At 67.8% G+C, this 24,057-nt stretch carries 21 protein-coding genes; 12 read left to right on the forward strand and 9 right to left on the reverse strand.

Going from position 1 to position 24,057, the window contains the following annotated elements; translation table 11 throughout:
• Positions 1-46: 46 nt before the first annotated feature.
• From EV643_RS02905 to EV643_RS02915, 3 genes are all read right to left on the reverse strand, one after another.
• Positions 47-451: a hypothetical protein gene (locus EV643_RS02905; RefSeq protein WP_166665289.1), complete on the reverse strand. Its 405-nt coding sequence runs from the start codon at positions 449-451 to the stop codon at positions 47-49.
• Between the two features lie 32 nt (positions 452-483).
• Positions 484-1,722 (reverse strand): MFS transporter, encoded by a 1,239-nt coding sequence (locus EV643_RS02910; protein ID WP_133798340.1) that lies wholly within the window; start codon positions 1,720-1,722, stop codon positions 484-486.
• 98 nt (positions 1,723-1,820) lie between these two features.
• A complete protein-coding gene (locus EV643_RS02915; RefSeq protein WP_133798341.1) occupies positions 1,821-2,537 on the reverse strand; it encodes an SDR family NAD(P)-dependent oxidoreductase in 717 nt (238 codons plus the stop codon).
• A gap of 48 nt (positions 2,538-2,585) precedes the next feature.
• On the opposite strand from EV643_RS02915, the gene EV643_RS02920 reads away from it, so the two are divergent.
• Positions 2,586-3,338 carry a class I SAM-dependent methyltransferase gene (locus tag EV643_RS02920; RefSeq protein WP_133798342.1) on the forward strand — a complete coding sequence of 251 codons (753 nt, stop codon included), beginning with the start codon at positions 2,586-2,588 and terminating at the stop codon, positions 3,336-3,338.
• Here EV643_RS02920 and EV643_RS02925 read toward each other — a convergent pair.
• On the reverse strand, positions 3,326-3,892 hold the full coding sequence (locus EV643_RS02925; RefSeq protein ID WP_133798343.1) for a TetR/AcrR family transcriptional regulator: 567 nt from the start codon (positions 3,890-3,892) through the stop codon (positions 3,326-3,328). The genes EV643_RS02920 and EV643_RS02925 overlap by 13 nt on opposite strands.
• 131 nt (positions 3,893-4,023) lie before the next feature.
• On the opposite strand from EV643_RS02925, the gene EV643_RS02930 reads away from it, so the two are divergent.
• From EV643_RS02930 to EV643_RS02940, 3 genes are all read left to right on the forward strand, one after another.
• On the forward strand, positions 4,024-4,953 hold the full coding sequence (locus tag EV643_RS02930; protein WP_133798344.1) for an SDR family NAD(P)-dependent oxidoreductase: 930 nt from the start codon (positions 4,024-4,026) through the stop codon (positions 4,951-4,953).
• A 124-nt stretch (positions 4,954-5,077) separates the two neighbouring features.
• Entirely contained in the window at positions 5,078-6,208 is a 1,131-nt protein-coding gene (locus EV643_RS02935; protein ID WP_133798345.1) for a lipid II:glycine glycyltransferase FemX, read from the forward strand.
• Positions 6,209-6,212: 4 nt separating this feature from the next.
• Positions 6,213-7,214, forward strand: a complete 1,002-nt coding sequence (locus EV643_RS02940) for an alanine racemase (RefSeq protein ID WP_133798346.1) — start codon at positions 6,213-6,215, stop codon at positions 7,212-7,214.
• A gap of 53 nt (positions 7,215-7,267) precedes the next feature.
• Here the strand turns inward: EV643_RS02940 and EV643_RS02945 are convergent, their stop codons facing one another.
• Positions 7,268-7,651 (reverse strand): VOC family protein, encoded by a 384-nt coding sequence (locus tag EV643_RS02945; protein ID WP_166665290.1) that lies wholly within the window; start codon positions 7,649-7,651, stop codon positions 7,268-7,270.
• Between the two features lie 119 nt (positions 7,652-7,770).
• On the opposite strand from EV643_RS02945, the gene EV643_RS02950 reads away from it, so the two are divergent.
• The 3 genes from EV643_RS02950 to EV643_RS02960 all read left to right on the forward strand — a co-directional run bounded on the left by EV643_RS02950 (position 7,771) and on the right by EV643_RS02960 (position 14,266).
• Positions 7,771-8,502, forward strand: a complete 732-nt coding sequence (locus EV643_RS02950; RefSeq protein ID WP_133798348.1) for a methyltransferase domain-containing protein — start codon at positions 7,771-7,773, stop codon at positions 8,500-8,502.
• 82 nt (positions 8,503-8,584) lie between these two features.
• A complete protein-coding gene (glsA, locus tag EV643_RS02955) occupies positions 8,585-9,979 on the forward strand; it encodes a glutaminase A (RefSeq protein WP_133798349.1) in 1,395 nt (464 codons plus the stop codon).
• A gap of 324 nt (positions 9,980-10,303) precedes the next feature.
• Positions 10,304-14,266, forward strand: a complete 3,963-nt coding sequence (locus EV643_RS02960) for a GH92 family glycosyl hydrolase (RefSeq protein ID WP_238165314.1) — start codon at positions 10,304-10,306, stop codon at positions 14,264-14,266.
• A gap of 275 nt (positions 14,267-14,541) precedes the next feature.
• Here the strand turns inward: EV643_RS02960 and EV643_RS02965 are convergent, their stop codons facing one another.
• Positions 14,542-15,150, reverse strand: coding sequence for a hypothetical protein (locus EV643_RS02965; protein WP_133798351.1), 609 nt, complete (start codon positions 15,148-15,150; stop codon positions 14,542-14,544).
• A 146-nt stretch (positions 15,151-15,296) separates the two neighbouring features.
• Here EV643_RS02965 and EV643_RS02970 point away from each other — a divergent pair, with 146 nt between their 5' ends.
• Positions 15,297-15,938 (forward strand): hypothetical protein, encoded by a 642-nt coding sequence (locus tag EV643_RS02970; RefSeq protein WP_133798352.1) that lies wholly within the window; start codon positions 15,297-15,299, stop codon positions 15,936-15,938.
• A gap of 15 nt (positions 15,939-15,953) precedes the next feature.
• On the opposite strand, the gene EV643_RS02975 is transcribed toward EV643_RS02970, so the two are convergent.
• The 3 genes from EV643_RS02975 to EV643_RS02985 all read right to left on the reverse strand — a co-directional run bounded on the left by EV643_RS02975 (position 15,954) and on the right by EV643_RS02985 (position 21,012).
• Entirely contained in the window at positions 15,954-17,144 is a 1,191-nt protein-coding gene (locus EV643_RS02975; RefSeq protein ID WP_133798353.1) for a mannosyltransferase family protein, read from the reverse strand.
• An 11-nt stretch (positions 17,145-17,155) separates the two neighbouring features.
• A complete protein-coding gene (locus EV643_RS02980) occupies positions 17,156-19,381 on the reverse strand; it encodes a transglycosylase domain-containing protein (RefSeq protein WP_133798354.1) in 2,226 nt (741 codons plus the stop codon).
• Positions 19,382-19,512: 131 nt separating this feature from the next.
• A complete protein-coding gene (locus tag EV643_RS02985; protein ID WP_133798355.1) occupies positions 19,513-21,012 on the reverse strand; it encodes a short-chain fatty acid transporter in 1,500 nt (499 codons plus the stop codon).
• Positions 21,013-21,247: 235 nt separating this feature from the next.
• Between EV643_RS02985 and EV643_RS02990 the strand changes: the two genes are divergently transcribed.
• From EV643_RS02990 to EV643_RS03005, 4 genes are all read left to right on the forward strand, one after another.
• Positions 21,248-21,826, forward strand: a complete 579-nt coding sequence (locus EV643_RS02990) for a PadR family transcriptional regulator (RefSeq protein ID WP_133798356.1) — start codon at positions 21,248-21,250, stop codon at positions 21,824-21,826.
• 10 nt (positions 21,827-21,836) lie between these two features.
• A complete protein-coding gene (locus EV643_RS02995) occupies positions 21,837-22,916 on the forward strand; it encodes an inositol-3-phosphate synthase (protein WP_133798357.1) in 1,080 nt (359 codons plus the stop codon).
• A 76-nt stretch (positions 22,917-22,992) separates the two neighbouring features.
• Positions 22,993-23,418 (forward strand): DUF72 domain-containing protein, encoded by a 426-nt coding sequence (locus EV643_RS03000; RefSeq protein WP_238165315.1) that lies wholly within the window; start codon positions 22,993-22,995, stop codon positions 23,416-23,418.
• 122 nt (positions 23,419-23,540) lie between these two features.
• Positions 23,541-23,981, forward strand: coding sequence for a hypothetical protein (locus tag EV643_RS03005; protein ID WP_133798358.1), 441 nt, complete (start codon positions 23,541-23,543; stop codon positions 23,979-23,981).
• The last annotated feature ends 76 nt before the right edge of the window (positions 23,982-24,057 follow it).

The following is a 24,057-nucleotide window of genomic DNA, read 5'->3' on the forward strand; positions in this document are numbered from 1 at the left end:
TGCGGCCGCCTGCTGGGTGCGGGTAGTCGGCGTAGATGGTCAGGCGTCAGGCGTCGGTGGGTTTGGGCTTCAGGTTGTGGAGCCAGTAGGTGATGCCCCATGGGAGCAACAGGGCCAGGGCGCCGGTGTCGCGGTCCGGGATGAGGATGTCGGCGCCGACCGCCGTCACCAGGCAGAGCGTGGTGGCGTGGAAGAGCGTCAGGCGACCGGTCAGCGACTGCGTCAACTGGAGCCGATTGAGGGCGCAGGCGGCGTAGGTCGCGGTGAGCGCAAGGATCATGAGGGTGGACAGACCCACACCCACCCAGGCGAGCGGACCGTACTTGGCGTGCGACGACGTGATGTCCGAGACGAGGAACAGCCCGATCAGCAGGCACAGGACTGAGCTGGTCCAGAGCAGCGTGGTCGTGGTGCGCTGAGCCTTGTCCGGTGTCGGTGCGGCGGACGCCATGGCCGGACCGTACCGCAGCAGCCCGCGCACGACTAACTCGCTGTCAGGTCTGGTTCGGGTGTGCGGGTCGGACTTGCGGAGCGCCACGGGAGGATCACGGCGCTCACCAGACAGCACGCGCCGGCGATCAGCAGGGTCGGGCGTAGCCCGACAAGGCCGGCCAGAGCACCACCTGCGGCCATGAACGCAGGTTGCACAGAACGCGAGGTGATCGCCCAGGACGAGATCACCCGGGCCATGAAACCGTCCTCGGTCGCCTCCATCCGGTAGGTCGCGAAGGACGGGTTGAACACTCCCGAGGCGACCAGCAAACCGGTCTCGGCCAGCACGATCAGCACCAGGCCATCCACCCCCGGCGTTGCCAAAGGCAACAACAGTAACCACGGCGTCCGTAGTACGCCGAAGACGATCAGCATCCGGCGCAGCCCGTATCGACGGGTCAGCCACGGCGCCAGGCGAGCGCCTAGCACACCGCCGAGACACGGCACGCCCAGCGCAACGCCGTACTGCCAGGGCGCCATGCCCAGATCGCGCAGCATGAAGACCGTGAGCAGCGGCGAGGTCATCATCACCGCTCCGCCGAACAGGGCCGAGTTCCAGAACAGGGCGCGGAGTACGCGGTGGTTGAGGATGTACCGCCACCCCGCCCGGAAGTCAGGCTTCTGCTCGGTAGGGGTGGGCTCCGGCTCTGGTTGACGGATCCCGCGAATTCCGAGCGCGGACAGCAGGAACGACACGGCGTCCACCACCAGGGTCGCGGTCGCTCCGATCAGGCCCACCAGCGCGCCACCAATCGGTGGGCCAACGCTCATCGTGACCCAGAAGGCCGATTCGAACCGGCCGTTCGCCTCGGCGCGGTCCTCCGGCTGAACCAGTGCCTTGAGATGAGCGCCGCTCGCCGCTTGGAAGGCGATCATGGCAGCGGCCTGCAGTACGCCGACCACGCAGAGCTGGACATACGTGAGCACACCGAAAGCCGCCGCGATCGGAACGCTCACCAGCGCCGCGAACCGGATCAGGTCGGCCGCGATCATCACCGGCCGCTTCCGGCGCCGCTCGATGAATCCGCCCGACGGCAACGCGATCGCCGCCCCCGCGATCGCCGACAACGCGGCCAGCAGCGAGACCTGGAAGGTGGTCACGTCGAGCACGAGCACCGCGACCAGGGGCAGGGCGCTGTATCCGATCGCAGTCCCGGTGGCGCTCACCGCGTTGGCGGTCCACAGTCGGCGAAAATCCGGCCCCAACGAAGTCCCCAGGCGTAACGGCACCGGGCGATCCTAGGAGCCGCCTCCGACAGATACCGCCGAGCCGCGCAGCCGGCGGGCGGCAGCTTCCGGCCAGTGGTCAGCGGAGGCTCAGGCAGTGGTCAGCGGAGGTTGAGGCCGCCGTCCAGGAGGATGACCTCGCCGGTCAGGTAGGGGTTGCCGATGATGGCGGCGATCAGGTCCGCGACGTCCGAGGGCTGGGCGGCGCGGCGCATCGGGCTGCTGGTTTTCCACAGCTCTTGAGCCGCGGTCCAGTCGGCCGTCATCGGGGTGTCGACCAGCCCGGGCGCGACCGCGTTGACCCGGATGTCCGGCCCGAGCGCGGCGGCCAGGAGCTTCGTCACGTGGTTGAGCGCGGCCTTGCTCGCGGCGTACGCGATCGAGCTCCCCTTCGGACGGACGCCCGCATGGCTGGTCACGTTGACGATCGAGCCGCCCGATTCACGCAGCGCGGGCGCGGCCGCAGTACAGAGCAACCACGGCGCGATCAGGTTCACGTCGAGCAGGCGTCGCCAGTCGGCAGCAGAAAGCGCATCGAGATCCGCATGTGGCACGGGCCAGCTCAACCCGGCGTTGTTCACCAGTACGTCGAGCCGCCCGTGCTCGGCAAGCACCCGGGGAACCAGCCCAGCGGCCTCCTCATCGTCCGCGAGATCGGCCTGGAGATAGCTCCCACCCAACTCCTCGGCCAACGCGACCCCGACGTCCCGACTCGAACGCGAGTGCACGACAACGGTCATCCCATCCCCCGCCAACCGCCGCACAGTCGCCGCCCCGATCCCCGACGCCGACCCCGTCACCAACGCCACCTTCTGCATCCGCCCACCCTAGAAACCCGCTCGCCAACGCCACGGAGCCCCCTTAGCGTGACCACCATGCGTCCGTACGCCGAACTCGTCGACGAAGCCCTCTCCGCCGACTTCACCGGCTGGGACTTCAGCTGGCTGAACGGCCGAGCGGTCAGCCACAACCCGTCCTGGTCGTACGCGGACCTCGCCCGCCAAGCGCTCGGTACGGCGACTCGCGTGCTGGACGTCGACACCGGTGGCGGCGAACTCCTCGCCTCATTCGCACCCTTGCCCGAGGCGACCATCGCCACCGAGGGATACCTGCCGAACCTCCCGATCGCCCGCGACCGCCTGAGTCCGCTGGGGGTCGACGTTCGACGACACGACCAGGGCGACCCACTGCCGCTGGACGACAACGCGGTCGACCTGATCCTCAACCGCCATGCCCGCCTCGCTCCCGCCGAGCTGGCTCGGGTACTCCGGCCGGACGGCGTACTCCTCACCCAGCAGGTCGGCAACCGGAACGACGCCGAGATCAACGACACCCTCGGCGCAGCACCAGTCACCGGGGACTACGACTGCGCGACCGCGGTCACCGCCCTCCGCGAGCATGGCTTCGAGATCATCGAGGCGACCGAGGAATGGCCGGAATTCGTCCTCCACGATGTCGGCGCGCTGATCTTTCAGCTCCGGGCCGTCTCCTGGCAGATCCCCGACTTCGACGTCACGACGTACGAGCCGGCGCTGCGCGAGCTGGATCAGCGGATTCGGCGGTCGGGACCGTTCGTCGTACACGATCACCGGTTTCTCATCCGGGCTCAGCGGCGGTAGCGGAGGCCGTCCATCAGGAGGTCCAGGAGGCGGTCGGCCTGGTCTCGTTTGGTGCCGGCGGCGAGGGCTACGCCGCTGACGCTGACCAGGACGTCGTCCGCGGAGACGTCCGGGCGGATTTCACCGGCGGCGGCGCCTGCATCCAGAAGGGGCTTGATCGCGCCGACCAGGAGTTCGAAGCTCTGGGCGTACGGGTTGGCGCCGGAGGCGATGACGGCGCGGAGCGCGTCGGCCATGCCCATCTTCCGGGTCATGTAGTCGACGAAGCGGTCCATCCAGGCTCGCAGCGCGTCGGCCGGCGGCATCGTGGCGAGCAGTTCTGGGGAGGCATCGCAGACGGCCGCGAGTTCGTTGCGGTACGCGGCTTCGATCAGCGCCTCGCGGGTCGGGAAGTGCCGGTACAGCGTGCCGATGCCGACGCCGGCGTCCTTCGCGATCCCCTCCAGCGTCGCCTCCAGGCCGCATTTCGAGAACGCCCGGGCCGCGGCGGCCAGGATCTGGTCGCGGTTGCGCTGGGCGTCAGCGCGCAGCGGACGCTCGCCGGTCCCCGTCATCTCTCCCTTTCTGACTGTCTACCTCGATCCCGCAACCTAGCGGACTTGATAACCGGAGGGCCCTCCAGTTAACTGGATTTACCGGAGGCCCCTCCGGATAAAGCTTAGCTCGCAGAACAGGACCAAGCCTGATGAGCAGAATCACCACCCCCTTCGACCACGACTCCACCGCCGCCCAGGTGATCGCCGGCGTCGACCTCACCGGCCGCCGCGCCGTCGTCACCGGCGGCTCGTCCGGCATCGGCGTCGAGACCGCCCGCGCCCTCGCCTCGGCCGGCGCCGAGGTCACCCTCGCCGTCCGCAACACCGCGGCGGGCGAGCGCACCGCGGCCGGGATCATCGAGACAACCGGCAACAACCACGTCTTCGTCGCACCGCTCGAGCTCGCCGATCGCGACTCGGTGCGGGCATTCGCCGCGACCTGGGACGGCCCGCTCCACATCCTTGTGAACAACGCCGGCGTGATGGCCGAGCCGCTCAACCGCACCCCCGAAGGCTGGGAGCACCAGTTCGCCACCAACCATCTCGGCCACTTCGGCCTCACCCTGGGCCTGTACCCCGCACTCGCGGCCGCCGGCGACGCCCGGATCGTGTCGGTCAGCTCGTCCGCGCATCACTGGTCGCCAGTCGTGTTCGACGACATCCACTTCCGGAACCGCCCGTACGACGCGTGGTCGGCGTACGGGCAGTCGAAGACGGCCAACGTGCTCTTCGCCATCGAGGCGACCAAGCGGTGGGCTCCGGACGGGATCACCGCCAATGCCTTGATGCCGGGCGGGATCCGGACCGCGCTGCAGCGGCACGTGGATCCGGACCGGGACGCCGGACTGAAGGAGATCTTCGACAGCTTCCCGTGGAAGACCGTCGAACAAGGCGCGGCGACCTCGGTCCTGCTGGCGGCGTCCCCGGTGCTGGACGGGATCGGCGGCCACTACTTCGAAGACTGCAACGAGGCGACCACCGACGTCGTCCACGGTGAGTCCGGTGTCGCCGAACACGCACTCGACCCGGAGGCCGCGACCCGGCTCTGGGAGATCTCCCGCGAACACCTCCGGCACTGATGACCAGGCGCGGCCCACGGTACGTCGTACGGTCAGGACCAGGCGCGGCCGAGGTGCGTCGTACGGGCTGCGCAACTCTTGCTCGACTACGGTCCTGCGCTTCGGCCCGGTAACCTGACCGACCGTGAGTGACTTGAGCATCCGGACCATCTCGGCCGAGGAGCACGCCGCCTACCTGGCGGCGCAACCGGCGGCGAGCTTCCTGCAGACGCCTGGCTGGGCGGCGGTGAAGAGCGAGTGGAAGGCCGAGTCACTGGGCTGGTTCGACCCCGCCGCTCCGGCCGAGCTGGTCGGGGTCGCGCTGGTGCTCTACCGGCAGATGCCGAAGGTCAAGCGCTACCTCGCCTATCTGCCCGAAGGTCCGGTGATCGACTGGGATGCTATCGATCTCGGCCGCTTCCTCCGCCCGCTGGCTGCGCACACCCAGGAGCAGGGCGCGTTCGGAGTCCGGATGGGACCGCCGGTGCCGACCCGCCGGTGGTCCGCGAAAACGATCAAGGACGCGATCGCCGGCGGGCAGCAGCCCAAGCTCGGCGATGTCCGCCCGGACGTGATCGAACCGTCCGGCGCGACCGTGACCGCGCAGCTCCGCGCGCTCGGCTGGAAGGCGCCGCGGGTCGGCGAGGGGTTCGCCGCCGGCCAGCCGCAGTACGTGTTCCAGGTGCCGCTGGCCGGCCGGAGCCCGGACGACCTGCTCAAGGGCATGAACCAGCTCTGGCGGCGCAACATCAAGAAGGCGGAGAAGCTCGGCGTCGAGGTCACGCTGGGATCGCCGGAGGATCTGAAGGCCTTCCACCAGCTGTACGTCGAAACGGCCGAGCGGGACCACTTCACCCCGCGGCCGCTGCCGTACTTTGTCAAGATGCAGGCCGCGCTCGCCAACCAGCCGGCCGACTGCTGCGACTTCCGGCTCTACAACGCCTACCACGAAGGGGATCTGGTCGCCTCGACGATCTGGATCCGGGTCGGCGGCCACAGCTGGTACTCGTACGGGGCCAGCTCGACGGCCAAACGGGACGTCCGTGGATCGAACGCGATCCAGTGGCGGATGATGTCGGACGCGCTCGCCGCGGGCGCGTCCGTGTACGACCTACGGGGCATCACCGACACCTTGGACCCGAACGACCCGCATGTCGGGTTGATCCAGTTCAAGGTCGGCACCGGCGGCGAGGCCGTCGAGTACGTCGGTGAGTGGGATCTGCCGTTGAACAAGGCGCTCTACACCGCATTCGACCTCTACATGAGACGGCGTTGACACCATGCCCCTGATCCTGCACGTCGACTCCGATCGATGGCGCGACCATCTGCGGTCCACCTGGAACCCCGAGATCATTCCGGTCGCCAAGGGCAACGGGTACGGCTTCGGGAACACCCGGTTGCTGGCCGAGGCCCGTGCACTCGGCGCGCGGACCGTCGCGGTCGGCACCTACACCGAAGTACCGCAGGACTATCGCGACGATGTCGTGGTGCTCTCGCCGTGGCGGCCGTTCCTCGAAATACCGCAGGGCAAGAACGTCATCCACACGGTCAGCCGGCTGGCCGACCTGGTCTCGATCCCGGCCGGTAGCCGGGTGCTGATCGAGGTGATGACGTCGATGCGCCGGCACGGGATCGGTGCCCGCGAACTGCGGCACACGATGCTGCTGAACGCGCTGGACCGGATCCGGTTCGAGGGCTGGTCCCTGCACTTCCCGATGGGTGCCGGCGGTACGTCGGCCAACGTCCGGGAGGCGCAGGAGCTTGGCAAGGCCGCTCTGTCGGTCCGGCCGGGTCCGCTCTGGGTGTCACACGTCCCGGCGCAGAAGCTGGCCGACATCGGCCAGAACGTGAAGCTCCGGATGGGCACCGGTCTGTGGCTCGGCGACCGGGGCGCACTCACCGTCCGGGCCACCGTGCTCGACGTGCACTCGGTCCGCCGGGGCGAGCGGGTCGGTTATCGCCAGCGCCGGGTGCAGGGTGACGGGCACATCCTGGTCGTGTCGGGTGGCACCGCCCACGGCGTCGGCCTGGAGGCTCCGACAGCGGCCGCGAGTGTCCGGCAACGCGCGATCGCGATGGCGAAGGGCAGCCTGGACGCGGCCGGGATGGCGTTGTCGCCGTTCAGTATCGAGGGCAAGCAACGCTGGTTCGCCGAGCCGCCGCACATGCAGGCGAGCATGCTCTTCCTGCCGTCCTCGGTGGCGCCGCCGGCAGTGGGCGACGAGGTGGGCGTGGACGTCCGCTACACCACGACAACCTTCGACAAGGTGTCGATGGACTGACCTGTACTGCGGGTGCCCTGCCGCACCTGAGCACGGCAGGGTTCACCGCCCGGTCAGTACGCGACCGGCGACGCGAGGTCGATGAAGGTGCCGTCGGGGAGGCGGAGGAACGACGAAATCTGTCCCCACGGCTTCTTCTCCGGCTCCTGCAGCGGTTCCGCACCGGCCTCGACCGCCCGGCGGAAGTCACCTTCGACGTCCTCGCTGACCAGCGACAGCTCGACGTTCACCCGCTCCGAGCCGCCCGTCTGGTACTTCTCCGGCAGGTGGACCTGGCCGACGCCGTAGTTGGCGAAGGCGATCTTGGTTTCGCCTCCGGTCTCCACCTCGGCGTATCCCTGGTCGTGGTACGTGCCCTTGAAACCGAAGGCCTGCTCGAAGAACTCCACCGACGCCTTCGCGTCCTCGACGTACACGATCGTCTTCGCGAACTTCACCAGCCCACTCCTTGTCCCGAGTACCCCGGCGGGTCCGTCCCGCCACCCAGCCTGACGTAACCCGGCGGGAAAACGTGACAGTTGACTTCAGGTGCACCTGAAGTTGCAGCGTTGGTGTCATGGCTGAACTGACCTTCCTCGACAGGATCGAGCAGACCACGGATGCGTTGGCGTTGCGGGCCGAGTCCTACCGGTTGCTGGACCTGGCGCCGGGTGACACGTGCGTCGACGTGGCCTGTGGAGCCGGGCACGCCGTCGCCGAGCTGACCCGCGCCCAGATCAAGACGATCGGTGTCGATCTCGACACCGACGCCATCGCCACAGCCCGGGCCCGTACGCCGGACGCCGTCTTCCACGTGGCCCCATCGGACCAGCTACCGCTGGAGGACGAGTCGGTCGACGGTTACCGCGCGGCCCGCTTGTTCCACCTGCTCGCCGACCCCCTGCCGACGATCACCGAGGCACAGCGCGTACTACGCCCTGGCGGGCGGGCGGTCCTCGTCGGCCAGGACTACGGGTTCCTGATGATCGACAGCAGCGACCAGGACCTGACCGATGTGGTCCTCCTCGGCCTCGAGTCCCGCTCGGTCAACCCACGGGCGGCCCGGAGCCTCCGCGACTGGATTCTCGACACGGGTTTCCACAACCCCGAAGTCGTCGTCCACAACCAGATCGTCACGGACCACGCGCTGCTCGCGAGACAACTTGAGTCCGCCGCGGCCGCTGCTGTGACGAAGGCCCTGATCACCCGCACGGACGCCGACGAGTGGCTCGCCGAACAGGCCGACCGCGGCAAGCGCGACCGCTTCCTCGCCGTCCTCCCGACGTTGCTGGTCGCCGCCACGCGCTGACATGCTGCTGTAACAGCGCCGATACGGCTGCGCCACAGCGGCGGGAAATGCTTGCTGACTTCGCCCGGAGGAAGGAAGCAGCATGGACACCTCGCTGGACCGCCGGCTTTTCGACTCGCTCGAACCAGATGCCGAGGGCAACGTCTACGCCTGGAAGCTGCTCTCCGCCCTCGGCCAGAACGGGATCATGCCCGACGACCCGCGGGTCGTCTCCGGGTTGGGTGTGCTTCGCCTCGACGAACAGCCGAGGACGCTCGCCTTCGATCAGTTCACCGCGATCGCGCACGCCGGGGACGGCGTGGTGCTGCGCTCCATGGAGGGATCGCTCGCGGTCCGGGACCTCTCGGCGCTGAAGACCGACCTGACGCGGATGCTCGAGCAGGTCCGCGAGAACAGGGATGGCGAGGTGGCCAGCTATATCCCCAAGCTGGCCGAGGCCGATCCGGAGCACCTCGCGCTCGCGGTCTGCACCGTCGACGGGCAGCAGTTCTCGATCGGCGATGACGGCGTCCGGTTCTGCGCTCAGTCGGTGACAAAGCCGTTCATGTATGCGGCTGCTTTGGAGGAACACGGCGCGCTATATGTGCACAGCCGGATCGGGCAGGAGCAGAACGGTGGCGAGTTCAACATGCTGGCGCTCGACAGCGAAGGCAGGCCGCACAACCCGATGATCAACTCGGGTGCGATGGGTTCGGCCGCGATGATCAGGCCCGATCTCCCGCTCGCCGACCGGTACGACCACATGCACAAGATCTGGGCCCGGATGGGGGCCCGGCCGACGTTCGACAACGCGACCTACCTGTCCGAGAAGGCGGACGGGGATCGCAACTACGCGCTCATCAGCGAGATGCGCAAGCAGGGCGCGATCCCGCGGGAGATCGACCCCCGGGAGGTCGCGGAGTTCTACTTCCAGAACTGCTCGATCGAGGTGGATTCGCCGGGGCTCGCAGCCGCCGCCGCCACGCTGGCCAACGGCGGGCGCAGCCCGTTCGGCAGCGATCAGGTGTTCGGGCCGGACGCCGTCCGCAACGTGTTGTCGCAGATGTCGACCAGCGGGATGTACGACTACTCCGGCGAGTTCTTCCGCGAGATCGGCCGACCGGGGAAGAGCGGAGTCTCGGGTGCGGTGATCCTGGTGGTGCCGGAGGTGATGGCGGTCTGCGTGTACTCGCCGAAGCTGGACGAGCGGGGCAACTCGGTCCGCGGGATCGAGTTCTGCAAACGGCTTGCCGCGGAGTACAAGGTGCACGTGTTCGACACCGACGGCTCGAAGCGGGATCTGCGCGGCACCGCCCGCGAGCTGGCCGCGCCGGCGCGGGACACCAGCGCGGACGACATGGCCCGTCGGGCATTCGGCGGGGTTCCCGGTCCGGTGGCTACCCGGCTGGCGGACGCCGTCGCGAAGACGCCTTGGCCGGGCCGGGCCCAGACACCCGCTCCGGCAAAGCAGTCCGGCCAGCAGACGCCACAACGCTGACCCACACGGCGACGGATCGGCAGACGCCTCCGCTCTGACCCATGCGTCGGCGCGCCGGGACGGAGTACCCGGGAGGTCGCTGGTCTACGCGATAGCTTGCGAACAGAGTGCGACGAGGTCTTGACCTGGTGTGACACCAGCGGGCACGATGCGCCGTGGACGCGGGCTGACAACCTTGTCATCGGGGCCGCGTGACCATCTGGTGTGCGGGGGGCCGTGGATCCGGTCAACCGGGCACTGTCCTGCCGACTAGGAGCGTAGATGAAACTCCGCCGCCCACTGGGGCTCGTCACGTCTCTCGGACTTGTTGTGACAATGACTGCCATGACGTCAGCGAGTGCCTCCGTCCCCACCGACTCCCAGACCCGATCAGCGCAGCCGGTCGTGAGTGGGAGCACCTTCTTCACCTCCTTCGAGCCGGGCCAGCCGCAGCCCGGGTACACCGACACGATCGAGACCGGCCCGGACGGCAAGCCTCGCGCCGACGGCGTCCGCGGCCCGACGCCGACCGGTATCGGTGGCAGCGAGATGGACAAGGTCAGCAAGGTCATCGCCAACGGCGAGAACAGCGGCGCCGGCGAGATCGCGACCAACGCCGCCGACGGGGACAAGTTCACCAAGTGGCTGGTGTTCGCCTCGACCGGCTGGCTGGTCTACGAGACCACGCAACCGGTGACGATCCGGAAGTACGCGCTGACCTCGGCCAATGACGCGGACGGCCGGGATCCGCGGAACTGGACGATCCAGGGCTCGAACGACGGGACCACCTGGACCACGCTGGACACACGAACCGGTGAGGACTTCGAGAACCGGTTCCAGACCAAGGAGTACTCGTTCAGCAACGACACGGCGTACAAGTTCTTCAAGCTGGACATCACCCAGAACCACGGAGACGGCATCGTCCAGCTGGCCGACTGGTACATCTCGAACGGCGCACCGCTGCCGCCTCCTGGTGAGACGGCCGAATCGCGGCTGGACTCCGGTCCGACCAGCGCCTACAACGCCCGCGCCCGGGTCGGGTTCACCGGCGTGAAGTCGTTCCGGTACGCCGGCCACCAGACCACCGAGGGCCGCGGCTACACCTGGAACAAGATCGCCGACGTGGACCTGACGATCGGCAAGGACACCCGGCTGTCGTACAAGATCTTCCCCGAGCATGTCGAGGGCGACCTGACCTACCCGAGCACGTACGCCGCGGTCGATCTCGCCTTCTCCGACGGGACGTACCTGAGTAACTTGAAGGCGAAGGACCACCACGGGTTCGGGCTCAGCCCGCGCGGTCAGGGTGAAGCGAAGGGCCTGTCGACGAACCAGTGGAACAACATCGAGGCCGATCTCGGCAAGGTCGCCGCGGGCAAGACGGCTCTGCGGATCCTGGTCGGCTACGACAAGCCGTCCGGGCCGGCCGACTTCCGCGGCTGGATCGACGACCTGCGGATCACGAAGGCCGCCGACCCCGACGAGACCGCCCGGAAGACGGCGGCCAAGCACCCGTCCGACCTGGTGCCGACGACCCGCGGTACGAACGCGACCGGCGGGTTCTCCCGCGGCAACAACATCCCGGCGACCGCGGTCCCGCACGGCTTCAACTTCTGGACGCCGGTGACGAACGCCGGGTCCACGTCCTGGCTGTACGACTATGCCAAGGGCAACAACGAGCAGAACAAGCCGACCATCCAGGCGCTGTCGATCAGCCATGAGCCGAGCCCGTGGATGGGTGACCGGCAGACGTTCCAGGTGATGCCGTCGACGGCCACAACGCCGACCGCCGACCGCAAGGCCCGGGCCTGGGCGTTCAGCCACGACAACGAGATCGCCCGGCCGTACTACTACGGCGTCACCTTCGACAACGGCAACGCGGTCGAGCTCGCCCCGACGGATCACGCGGCGATGCTGCGGTTCTCCTTCCCGGCCGGCCAGGCGTCGCTCGTGTTCGACAACGCCAACAACAACGGCGGCCTGACGCTCGACCCGGCGACCGGTGTGGTGACCGGGTACAGCGATGTGAAGAGCGGCCTGTCCACCGGCGCCGGGCGGCTGTTCGTGTACGGCGTGGTCGACCAGAAAGTGGTTGCCTCGGGCAAGCTGGCGAACGGTGGCGGTGCGAACGTAGGCGGCTACTTCATGTTCGACGCAGAGGTGAAGCAGGTCCAGTTGCGGATCGCGACCTCGCTGATCGGCACCGAGCAGGCGAAGAAGAACCTGGAACTGGAGCTCGGTGCGGACAGCCAGTTCGACAAGGTGAAGTCGGCCGCGCAGAAACTGTGGGACGACAAGCTCCGCACCATCGAGGTCGAGGGTGCGACCGCGGACCAGCTGACCACGCTCTACTCGAACCTGTACCGGCTGTTCCTCTACCCGAACAACGGCTCCGAGAACACCGGCACCGAGAAGGACCCGGTGATCCGCTACGCGTCGCCGGTGTCGCCCAAGGTCGGCACAGACACCCCGACCACGACCGGCTCGAAGATCGTGGCCGGTCAGACGTACGTGAACAACGGGTTCTGGGACACCTACCGGACCGTGTGGCCGGCGTACTCGCTGTTCTCGCAGGACACCGCGGACGACCTGGTGAACGGATTCGTCCAGCAGTACAAGGACGGCGGCTGGATCTCCCGGTGGTCCTCCCCGGGCTACGCGAACCTGATGGTCGGCACCAGTTCCGACGTGGCGTTCGCGGATGCCTACTTGAAGGGGATCAAGGGCATCGACGTCCAGGCAACGTACGACGCGGCCCTGAAGAACGCGGCTGTCCGGCCTCCGTCGGAGAACGTCGGCCGCAAGGGGCTGGACCAGTCGGGGTTCAACGGCTACACGGCGAACACCACCGGCGAGGGCTTCAGCTGGTCGATGGACGGTTACATCAACGACTACGGCATCGCGAACATGTCGAAGGCGCTGTACGACGCCGCGAAGAAGAGCGACCCGCGCAAGCAGGAGTACCTGGACAACTACAACTACTACCTGAACCGGGCGCGGAACTACGTCACGCTGTTCGACCCGGCGCTCGGGTTCTTCCAGGGCAAGGACGCGGACGGCGTCTGGGGCAATTCTCCGAGCACCTTCGACCCGCGCGACTGGGGTCACGACTACACCGAGACGAACGCGTGGAACATGGCGTTCTCGGTGCCGCAGGACGGGGCCGGACTGGCCGCCTTGTACGGCGGCCGGGACGGGCTGGCGAAGAAGCTGGACGAGTTCTTCAGTACGCCGGAGGACGCGACCCACGTCGGCGGGTACGGCGGCACGATCCACGAGATGCTCGAGGCACGTGACGTCCGGATGGGCCAGTACGGGCACAGCAACCAGCCGTCGCACCACATCGCGTACATGTACAACTTCGCCGGGCAGCCGTCGAAGACGCAGTCGGCGGTGCGTGAGGTGCTCAGCCGGTTGTACCTCGGGTCGGAGATCGGCCAGGGGTACCCGGGTGACGAGGACAACGGCGAGATGTCCGCGTGGTGGCTGTTCAGCGCGCTCGGGTTCTACCCGCTGCAGGTGGGCTCGCCGACGTACGCGATCGGCTCGCCGCTGTTCACCAAGGCGACGGTGAACCTGCCGGGCGGCAAGAAGCTGGTGGTCAGCGCGCCGAAGAACAGCGCGAAGAACGTCTACGTCAAGGGTGTGAAGGTGAACGGCAAGAAGTGGTCGTCGACCGCGTTGCCGCACGACCTGATCGCCAAGGGCGGCAAGATCGAGTTCGAGATGACCGACAAGCCTTCGCAGTGGGGCAGCGGCCGGAACGACGCGCCGCCGTCGATCACCACGCCGGGCGAGGACCCGAAGACCTGGCGCGACTCGACCGAGGACGAGGGCGCGGTCACCGCGGCCGGTGGGGTGGACGTGTCCGCCCTGGTCGACAACGACTCGAAGCAACAGGTCACCCTGACCGGGACCACCCCGACGGTGACGGTGCAACTGCAGCAGGGCCGGCCGGTCACGATGTACACGTTGACCAGCGGAAACACCGGTACGGCGCCGTCGGCGTGGACCCTGGAGGGTTCGAACGACGGGACCACGTGGACGACGGTGGACAAGCGAACCGGTCAGACCTGGGCCTTCCCGGCGTACACCAGGTCCTTCAGTGTCGCGGCGCCCAAGGCGTACACGCAGTACCGGTTGGTGATGACTCCGGCGGCGGGTGCTGACGGGGTGACGCTGTCCGAGCTCGAACTGCTCGGGACGTTGAAGGGGATCGAGCCCGGTACGCACCCGAGCGACCAGCGGGTGGCGGACACCAAGCCGAGCCCGACGCCGTCGCAGTCGATCGAGCGCAACTACGGGTAGGCACAGAAGAGCCGCGGCGACCGTGGTGGGTCGCCGCGGCTCTGACGGAGATTTCCGGCGGAACCTGCCCCTGAGAGGTTCCGCCGGATGCCTTACCAGTACCAACGCTCATGCGCCGGTGCATGTCGTCGGCAGGTTCAAGGGATGGGGTGGCGTCCCCGCCCGGACTGCCACCCCATCCACTCGTACTGACGAAGGAGGTCCGGGTTAGGTTGCCTCCAGCGCCGACTGTCCACATCCCGAGACGTCAGCCCTGAGAAGTCAGCCCTGAGAGATCAGCGGAGCCATTCGCAGAAACCGCATTCGGCGGATGCGGCTGCCAGCGGCCAGGCTGACCGGGGCCGGAGAGTCTGCGCGACCTGGAGCGCCCTGGCGTCACTGGCCCGCTGCTGGGGCTCTCCGCCGTATGTCGGGCCGGCGACATGGGCCCAGTGCTGGTCCGCGTGGACGAAGTAGTGCGTCTTGCCCTCCTGGTCCCGCGCCTGCCACACCTCGGACCCGAGCGCCGTGCAGCCGGTCAACGCGCTCTCGGTCACGTCCGCGAACCCCGTGCACGGCTCGGTGTCGAGGCGGCGCACTGTCACATTGACGTTGGCGATCCAATCACCGTTCTGCGTGGGCGGCTCGAGTACGGCGTACTCGATGCCCGTGCTCGAATAGTCGACGCTGTACGGCCAGGTGCCGTCCAGGTCGGTCTGCAACGGCTCCCGGATCACCGCCTCGATCCCCTGCTGCTCACCGTGGACTTGGTTGAGCTCCCACCCCAACGGAACCGCTGACACGACGACTACAGCCACCGCGGCCGCGACGCCCCACTTCCGCGTACTGCGTGCTGTGGCGGGCGTCGCCGGTGACAGCGCGGGCCCAAGGCCTGTCGGTGGCACCGGCGCGTGGCTGGTTTGTGGTGCGGGCTGGCGGTTGGTGAGCAGTGCGGCCGTGACCAGCACGGCGAAGGGCCCGAACTGCAGCGCCGGATGGAGGCGAACATCCCGCTGCCGGTGAGCGATTCGCCTGCGTCGAGTATTCGATCGTGCTCAGCCAGGCCCTGAACGCAGTACGGATCCCGTCCCGGCGGCTCGATCTGCGGCAGGCCCACCACCACGTCGGCGTAGGCCGCGGACATGTCGTCAGCGAGGCGTGGATCGACGACCTCGATCGCTGGGTCGTCCTGGACGGACAGAACGGCTCCTACTGGATCGATGCCGACGGCAACCCTCTGGGCATCAGCGAACTCCAGGACCTCGACACCACTCCCTCCTTCGTCCCGGTCGGCTCGGTCGAACCTCTCACCGAGCAGCTGGCCGCCGCCTGGTTCACCTACTTCGCGTCCGTCTCGACCACCGGCGCCACCTTGGCATCACCACCCTTCGCCCCGATCTTCCAGGAAATGCGAGTGATCCGTACGCCCCGACTGGCGCACGACCGATCGTTCATCTACCCGCGGCTCTCCGACGTCTCCACCGCTTTGGCGGGCACGGTCGACCGTCCGACCGTCCGGTTCGATCACTCCCACCCGTACGGCACCGGCATCCAGCTCCACCTCGACACCGGATCCCTCGACATCGACGAGTGGCCCCTTGAACTCACTCCGGGCGAGCACGAACTCGCCGTCACCATCCGCACGCCGTACGGCGAAACCGCACCGCGCCGCTTCGCCTACCTGGTTCGCTAGCAGCCCACAGCTAGGTCAGCCGGCCCAGCGCCCCGTGAAGAAGGCGCAGGCCCAGATCACAGCGAGGGGTACGGCCAGCGCGAGGTAGAGCCGGCCGAGCCAGGGTTTTCGATGGGCCAGCACGGCCAGACCGATCCAGAGTGGCCACCAGAGCAGGGTCGCCCGGGTCAGGGAGTAGATCCAGTACGACGTGACGAAGGCGGCGATCGTCGCGCCGACCCAGGCTGCCTCGCCCCACGACCTTCGCCAGAACAGCCAGGCGAGCAGGAGCAGCCCGACGATCAGGGCGACCAGCTCGGCCCGGAACATCCAGGTCCAGTCGGCCCGGTCGGCCGGGAAATGGCCCTTCGACGCGGCCTCGAAGGTGTGCACCAACGAGGTCCACGGCCAGGTGAACTCGCGCGCCCAGCCCTTCTCCTGCGCATCCTGCCAGGCGAACCAGGACCCGTGGATCTGCTTCAGGTACGCCATGAACCCGAGCACCGGCACCGCGGGCAGCGCCAGCCACGGCAGCGACAACCAGTCCCGCTTCTTCGAGGTGACGAACTCGACCACCAGCGCGAACGCGAGGAAGATCCCGGACACCCGGACGGTCGCCGCACAGGCCACCAGGATCGCCGCCCGCGCCCACCGCCCCTGCCGCGCCGCGAGCCAGGCCGGAAAGGCGAACGCGCAGAACAGCGCCTCCGTGTACGCCGCGGCCAGGAACACCCCGACCGGCGCGATGAACCACATCAGGGAGGCCGTCGGCCCGATGTTCCGCAGCTCCGGGAACTCGTACTGCGCGAGCCGGGCGAGCGAGATCCCGGCGAAGGCGCTCGCGATCGCCGAGACCAGCACACCGCCGCCGACGTACCCGATCCCGAGCCAGCTGGCGACGTGCATCAGCACCGGCAGGCCGGGAAAGAACGCGGCCAGCGGCGCACCGGACGGCTCGCCGTTGTTGTAGCCGAATTCCGCGATCGCCTTGAAATGCCAGACGTCCCACTGCCACCAGGCCCGCCATACGTCCGGGTAGCTGTCGCCACGGTTGAACAGCAGCGGTGCCGACAGCGCGATCAGGAAGATCCCGATCCGGGTGACCAACCACCAGCCGAGCGCCTCCCGCGCGGTCAGGTCCGGCAGCCACCGCCGTACCCCGACCGCCGCGCTGTCCCGAGCCCGCCTTGCCCGCCTGGACCGTTCCCCCGTCACCCGCTCGAACACCGAAGGGTCCGCTACTGGCTACCCGGGCCTTGGTTCCCCGGGGTCTGTGGTGTGTTCGTCTCCGTCGGCTCGCCGGTCGGGATCGTCGGCCAGGTCGGCGTCTCCCTCGTCTTGGTAGGCCGCGTCTTGGTCGGCGTGTTCGTCGGGGTCTGCGTCGGCTTGTTCGTCGGCTTGTTCGTCGGAGTCTGAGTCGGGGTCTGGGTCGGAAGGCTCGTCGGCGTCTGGGTCGGTGTGAAGGTCGGCGTGTTCTTGATGCTGTCCGGGTCCGGCTCGTCGAACTCCGTCTCCGCCTGCCCCGCCAACGCCGGCTCCATGTACGCCAGCCACGTCTTCACCGGCCAGTTGCCACCGAAGAAGGCCGGGTCACTGCTGTACGGGTCCAGGTCGCTTTCACCGGTCTTGCCGGCCCGGTACAGCACCGAGGTCGAGAGCTCCGGTGTGTAGCCGGTCCACCAGGAGGTCAACGTGTCCGTGCAATCCTTGCAATCGTCGCCCTCCTTGGCGAACTCGGCCCTGTGCTCGACGGCCACACCACCGGCGGTACCGGTCTTACCGGCCACCGGGCGGCCGAGCTCCTTCGCGTCCTCGCCGGTGCCCTTCTGGACCACGTCCTGCAGCGCGTAGTTGACCAGCTTCGCGACCTCTTTGTCGATCATTTGCGTCGGCTTCAGCTTGTCGGCCGCGTTCCAGCGCATGGTCCCGGCCGCGGTCTTCACCGTCTTGATTGTGTGCACCGGGGCGTACATCCCACCCGCGGCGAAGGTCGCGTAGGCGTTGGCCATCTCGACCGGTGAGGCGTACGGATCCGGGCCGAGCACCGTGGCCGGGTTGTTCCGGCCGCGCTCGAGCGCCTGGGTCTTCGGGATTCCGGCCGCCTCGGCGGCGTCGACCAGCTTGGCCGGGCCGTTCTCCATCTGATTGTCGACCAGGTCGTAGAACGCCGTGTTGACGGACTGTTCGGTGGCCTTCAGCAACGTGACGTCGCCGTAGTCCCTGTTGAACTCGTTGCCGAGTTCCTGGCCTTGGACCTCGATCGGGCTGTCACCCTGGTAGACGTCGTACAGGTCCCGGCCGTCCTTCAGCGCCGCCGCCACCGCGAACGGCTTGAACGACGATCCGGGTCTGGCCCGCAACGTTGCCCAGTTCAACTGGTTCTTCAGGAAGTCCGGGCCGCCGTACATCGCCACCAGTTCGCCGGTACCGGGTTTGACCGAGGCGATCCCGACGTGCAGGTCATTCTTCTTCTTCGGCAACCGCTTGACGCCGGCGGCAACGGCCTTGGACTGCAGGCCGAAGTCGAACGTGGTGACGACCCGCAGCCCACCGCCACTGATCTCGTCGTCGGGGATGCCGAGCCGCTCCAGCTCCTTGCGGGCCATGTCGAGCAGGAAACCCTTGGTCCCGGCGTATCGGCCGCCGCGGTCCTTCTTGTCCAGCGGCGGCAGCTTCTTGCTGGACTTGGCGTACGTCGCATCCGAGATGGTGCCGGTCTGCCGCATCCCGTCGAGCACGTACCTGTACCGCTCGAGGATCCGCTTCTGCGCCTCCGGCTTGTCCGGGTCGAAGTACGACGGGTTGTTCAGCACCGTCGCGAGAAAGGCGGCCTCGTCGACCGTGAGCCTTGCGGGATCCGGCTCGCTGAAGTAGGCGTCACCCGCCGCGGCGACGCCGTACGCGCCCTCACCGAAGTAGATGGTGTTCAGGTAGCCCTCAAGGATCTCCTTCTTGTCCGTCTGCCGGCTCAGCTTGGTGGCGATGAACAGTTCGGAGAACTTCCGGGAGAGGTTCCGCTCCTGGGTCAGGTACATGATCTTCACGTACTGCTGGGTGATCGTCGAACCACCCTGGAGCTGCTGACCGCGGGCGATGTTGAACGCGGCCCGTGCCATACCGGACGGCGAGATACCCGGGTTGGTCCAGAAGGTGCGGTCCTCGGCCGCAACCACGGCATCTTGGACCGTTTTCGGGATTTTGGCCAGCGGTACCGTACGGCGGTTCTGCTCGAAGAAGGTGCCGAGCTCGGTCTTGCCGTCCGCGTAGTACACCGTGGTCGTGTTGGTCTGGAACGCCTTGTTCGGGTCCGGGATGTCGGTCGTCTGGTACCCGATGAAGAACGTTGCCGCCGCGCCGATGACGCCGAGGAAGAACAGGGCCGCCAGCCAGCCGAGGACGCGCAGGGCCCAGTGTTTCTTCTGGCGCGCGCGGGACGGGGCGGCCTTCCTACGAGCTTCACTCACTGTGCAATCCTCGACGATCTCGCTGAAGTCATTGCAGCCCAGACTACGGGTGGTGTGGTAACGCTCCTCGAACCGCTCCGGATCGTATCGCTACCACCGGTCACCCGGAAATCGCCGCCTATCACCGACAGTCATCGCCCGGTGACATGAGGCGCGAGCAGCGTGACCGCGAGCAGCGCGCCGGGGAAGCAGGCGAGGAACATGGTGAAGGTGTAGCCCATGATGTCTCGGGCCTTGAGGCCCAGGATCGCCAGTGTCGGCAGCATCCAGAACGGCTGCAGCAGGTTCGCGCTCGCCTCGCCGAGGTCATACACGACGACCATCCAGCCCGCGTCCACCTTCAGCTCGTTGGCGGCCTCCAGCACATACGGCGCCTCGATCACCCACTTGCTGCCACCGCTGGGCACGAAGACCCCGAGGATGCACGAGTAGATCGCGACCAGCGGCGGGAAGAAGAACTGGTTGCTCGCCTGCACCAACCAGCCGGCCAACCGGGCGGAGATGCCGGTGTAGGCGATCATCCCGAAGATGCCGCCGTAGAGCGGGAACTGCAGCAGTACGCCGGCCGCCGCCGGTGCGCCGTCCCGGACCGCCCGGGCCATCCGCCAAGGCCGCCAGTGCAGCAGCAGCGCAAGAAGGAACAGGATCAGGTTCACCGTGTTCAGGTCGAGCGCGTTGAAGAAGTTCTTCCCGTCGAAATAGCGGACCAGGTAGACCGCACCGAGCAACACGACCAGCAGGCTGAACAACGGGGAGTGCTCCAGCCAGTCGCCCGGCCGCCGCTGCTCCCCGTCCGATCCGTCCACCCGCTGTCCGTTGTACGCCGAACCTCGGCCGATCAGGGGTCGTAGCTCGATGCCGAGCTGTTCCGCGGTCCGCGCGTTCTCCGCCCCCGGTGCGACGAACCACGCCATGCCCACGCCCACGCAGTACACGAAGAGCGTCGCGACCAGCGCCTGCCAGGTGAAGATGGTGTCGCTGAGCGGGATCACTCCGCTCGCGTGACCGGCCTCCCGGATCACCTCCTGCACCGGCGCCGGACTGCTGCTCGCACTCGCGACCTGGAGCGCGGCCGAACCGGACAGCCCCTGCGCCCAGACGGTACCGAGCCCGAGGAACGCCATCGCGCCGAGCGCCCGGTAGTCCGCCTTCGGTACGTTGCGGGCGACCTCGCGGGCGAGGATCGCGGCGAAGATGAGGCTGAACGCCCAGTTCAGGTACGACGCGAGCATGGCGACCGCGGCCACGAACGCGACCGCCGTACGGGGTGTCTCGGGGACGCGGGCGAGTCGCATGATCAGCCGGGCGACCGGACCGCTGGTGGCGACGGCGTACCCGCCGACGATGATCATCGCCATCTGCAGGGTGAAGGTGATCAGGCTCCAGAAGCCGACGCCCCACGCGTCGATCAGGCCGAAGCCCTTGGTGGCGGCCGGGTCGTCCGGGCGTTTCAGCAGCGGCTCGCCGGTGACCAGGCCGAACAGCAGCACGACGAAGGTGCCGACCAGCACGAACCCGAACGCGTCGGGCAGCCACTTCTCGGTGAACGCGGTGAACCGCAGCGCGGTCCTGGCCAGCGGGCCCTCACCGGCGGTGCCGTGCTTCGCGTGCTTCCCATGGCTGTCGGCCATGACCCTCCGCTCCTGGACCACGACTCGGTGTCAGCTGAATAACGCCGCACGGCGGCTGACGTAACAGGTTTCGCTGAGCCGGGCGGCGGCCATCACTGTGACCGAGCTGACAAAGTCGACCTTTGTCAGTAGTTGTGCACAGGATTCGCCATGCTTACAGTGGCAGCACGATGTATCGAACCGATACATCAGGTCATGACAAACTAGGCAGACCTTCCGAAAGGAGGCGAGGTCAGTGGGAAACCGCAGCGGGGTCCTTGAGCTCGCCGTACTCGGTCTGCTGCACGAAGCGCCGATGCACGGTTACGAGCTCCGCAAGCGCGTCAACGCCCAGTTCGGCTGGGGACGCGTGCTGTCCTTCGGGTCGCTCTACCCGTGTCTGAAGGCAATGCTCCGCAACGACCTGATCTCGGCCGACGCCGGTACGCCGGACGGCCGCAGGCAGAAGATCGTCTACACGATCACGGCTGACGGGAAGGACTACTTCGCGCACGCCATGCACGACGCGGGTCCGTCGGCGTGGGAGGACGACACGTTCGGTGTCCGGTTCTCCTTCTTCGGCCGGACCGACCCGGCCACCCGGTTGCGCATCCTCGAGGGCCGGCGGGCCCGGATGGAGGAGCGGCTGGCCAACTTCCGGGCGGCGATGAGCCGGACGGCGGAACGGGTCGACGCGTACACCCTCGAGCTGCAACGGCACGGCCTGGAGTCGGCCGAGCGCGAGGTCCGCTGGCTGAACGAGCTGATCGACGGCGAACGCCGGCAGCAACGGTCCCCTGACCAGCAACTACCGCCTGTAACACCCCCCAACTAAGGAGTTCCAGATGACTTCGATCCGCGTAGCGATCGTCGGTGTCGGCAACTGCGCCAGCTCGCTCGTCCAGGGCGTGCACTACTACCGCGATGCGAAGCCAACCGAGCGCGTCCCCGGCCTGATGCACGTCGTGTTCGGCGACTACCACGTCAGCGACGTCGAGTTCGTCGCCGCCTTCGACGTGGACGGCAAGAAGGTCGGCCTGGACCTCGCCGACGCGATCGGCGCCAGCGAGAACAACACGATCAAGATCTGCGACGTACCGCCGACCGGCATCACCGTGCAGCGCGGTCACACCCTGGACGGGCTGGGCAAGTACTACCGCGAGACCATCACCGAGTCCGACGCCGAGCCGGCCGACGTGGTCGCCACCCTGCGCGAGGCCGCCGTCGACGTACTGGTCTGCTACCTGCCGGTCGGCTCGGAGCAGGCGGCGAAGTTCTACGCCCAGTGCGCGATCGACGCCGGCGTCGCCTTCGTCAACGCGCTGCCGGTGTTCATCGCGGGCACCAAGGAGTGGGCGGACAAGTTCACCGCGGCCGGTGTGCCGATCGTCGGCGACGACATCAAGTCGCAGATCGGCGCGACCATCACGCACCGGGTGCTGACCAAGCTGTTCGAGGACCGCGGCGTCACCGTCGACCGGACCTACCAGCTGAACGTCGGCGGCAACATGGACTTCAAGAACATGCTCGAGCGGGAGCGGCTGGAGTCCAAGAAGATCAGCAAGACCCAGTCGGTCACTTCGCAGATGCGCGAGGAGATCGAGGACCGGAACGTGCACATCGGCCCGTCCGACTACGTGGCCTGGCTGGACGACCGGAAGTGGGCGTTCATCCGGCTGGAGGGCCGCAACTTCGGTGACGTGCCGCTGTCGCTGGAGTACAAGCTCGAGGTCTGGGACTCGCCGAACTCGGCCGGCATCATCATCGACGCGATCCGCGCCGCGAAGATCGCCAAGGACCGCGGTATCGGCGGCCCGATCCTGTCCGCCTCGTCGTACTTCATGAAGTCGCCGCCGGAGCAGTACGCCGACGACGTCTGCCGCGACCTGGTGGAGAAGTTCATCCGCGGCGAGGTCGAGCGCTGAGACACAGCTGACACAGGGCCCCGCGCAGTGCGGGGCCCTTTCAGTTTGTGTCTGTACGGGCGGCTAGCGTCTGGGCATGCGGCTGCACGTGGGATGTGCGATGTGGACTCATGCGTCCTGGGACCTGGGGTCGAAGGACAAGCTGCGGTCGTACGATACGGTCACGTTGTTCGGCCGGCCGGCGACCAGCTTGGCCGAGCGGGAGGCGTGGATGAACAAGCCTCGGGTGGCTCGCCGGACCCAGGCCCTGACCGCGCGGCCGATCGTCCGGTACATCGGGCGGGACGATCCGGACCAGACCGTCGCCGGTTGGCAGGACTGGGCGGAGCTGGCGGCGTCCTGGTTGCGGGAGGGCCGGTCGCCGACCGTGTTCATCCACACGCCCGACAATGTTGGCGCGTTGTGGCTGGCGCGGCGGTTCCACGACGACGTACGGGCCCGGGTTCCGGATCTGGAGCCGCTACCCGAGCCGTTGGACGTGAGCCCGCCAACGCTGTTCTGACGCCGCCGACGCCGTTCTGACGTTGGAATGACGGCCTTCGGGACCCGGCTTGGGCACCGGGCCCGATCGAAGACTCTCCGTGTCTCGCCCTCGGCGTCCGTTTTGCCCTAGGTTTGTTCACCGTGAGGTACGACGAGTTCCGCTCTGCTTACGACGGGGTGCAACAGGCGTGCCTCGAAGCACGGCTGGACGTGGACGGACTGGCCGCCGAGGTGACCCGGCTGGCCGTGCTCCGGGACCAGGTCGAGCTCCGCTCCGAGCGCCAGCAGGCATCCGCCGATCTGGCCGCGCTGACCGATCTGCTGGAGATGGTCCGGCGAACCGCGCCGCCGCCCGCGTCCCCGGCGTACGAGCAGGCCTTCCAGGAGGCGTTCGCGCTGACCGCCGAGGCCAATGCGGAGGACGGTTCGGTGACCGAGCGGATCAACCGGGCCAAGCGCGCGATCAACCGGATCCGCAAGATCGCCGAACGCGTCGACGACCCGCGCGAGCGGTTCACCCTGCTCAAGATGACCGAGCCGCTGACAGTGCTCGCGGACGGGCTCGAGCACTCTCGGTCCTGAGCTTTTCCACAGGCGGAAAACTCGTCGCTGAAACGCGGCCCGATCTCAGTACTTTCCCTGGCGAGACCTCAACTCG

This window comes from Kribbella caucasensis (assembly GCF_004361855.1).
GTDB classification, from domain to species: Bacteria; Actinomycetota; Actinomycetes; order Propionibacteriales; family Kribbellaceae; genus Kribbella; species Kribbella caucasensis.

Coding starts and splice junctions, on each gene's coding strand:
- EV643_RS02905 (WP_166665289.1), bottom strand. CDS start 451: ATGGCGTCCGCCGCACCGACACCGGACAAGGCTCAGCGCACCACGACC.
- EV643_RS02915 (WP_133798341.1), bottom strand. CDS start 2,537: ATGCAGAAGGTGGCGTTGGTGACGGGGTCGGCGTCGGGGATCGGGGCG.
- EV643_RS02925 (WP_133798343.1), bottom strand. CDS start 3,892: ATGACGGGGACCGGCGAGCGTCCGCTGCGCGCTGACGCCCAGCGCAAC.
- EV643_RS02930 (WP_133798344.1), top strand. CDS start 4,024: ATGAGCAGAATCACCACCCCCTTCGACCACGACTCCACCGCCGCCCAG.
- EV643_RS02940 (WP_133798346.1), top strand. CDS start 6,213: ATGCCCCTGATCCTGCACGTCGACTCCGATCGATGGCGCGACCATCTG.
- EV643_RS02950 (WP_133798348.1), top strand. CDS start 7,771: ATGGCTGAACTGACCTTCCTCGACAGGATCGAGCAGACCACGGATGCG.
- glsA (WP_133798349.1), top strand. CDS start 8,585: ATGGACACCTCGCTGGACCGCCGGCTTTTCGACTCGCTCGAACCAGAT.
- EV643_RS02960 (WP_238165314.1), top strand. CDS start 10,304: ATGACGTCAGCGAGTGCCTCCGTCCCCACCGACTCCCAGACCCGATCA.
- EV643_RS02985 (WP_133798355.1), bottom strand. CDS start 21,012: ATGGCCGACAGCCATGGGAAGCACGCGAAGCACGGCACCGCCGGTGAG.
- EV643_RS02995 (WP_133798357.1), top strand. CDS start 21,837: ATGACTTCGATCCGCGTAGCGATCGTCGGTGTCGGCAACTGCGCCAGC.
- EV643_RS03000 (WP_238165315.1), top strand. CDS start 22,993: ATGCGGCTGCACGTGGGATGTGCGATGTGGACTCATGCGTCCTGGGAC.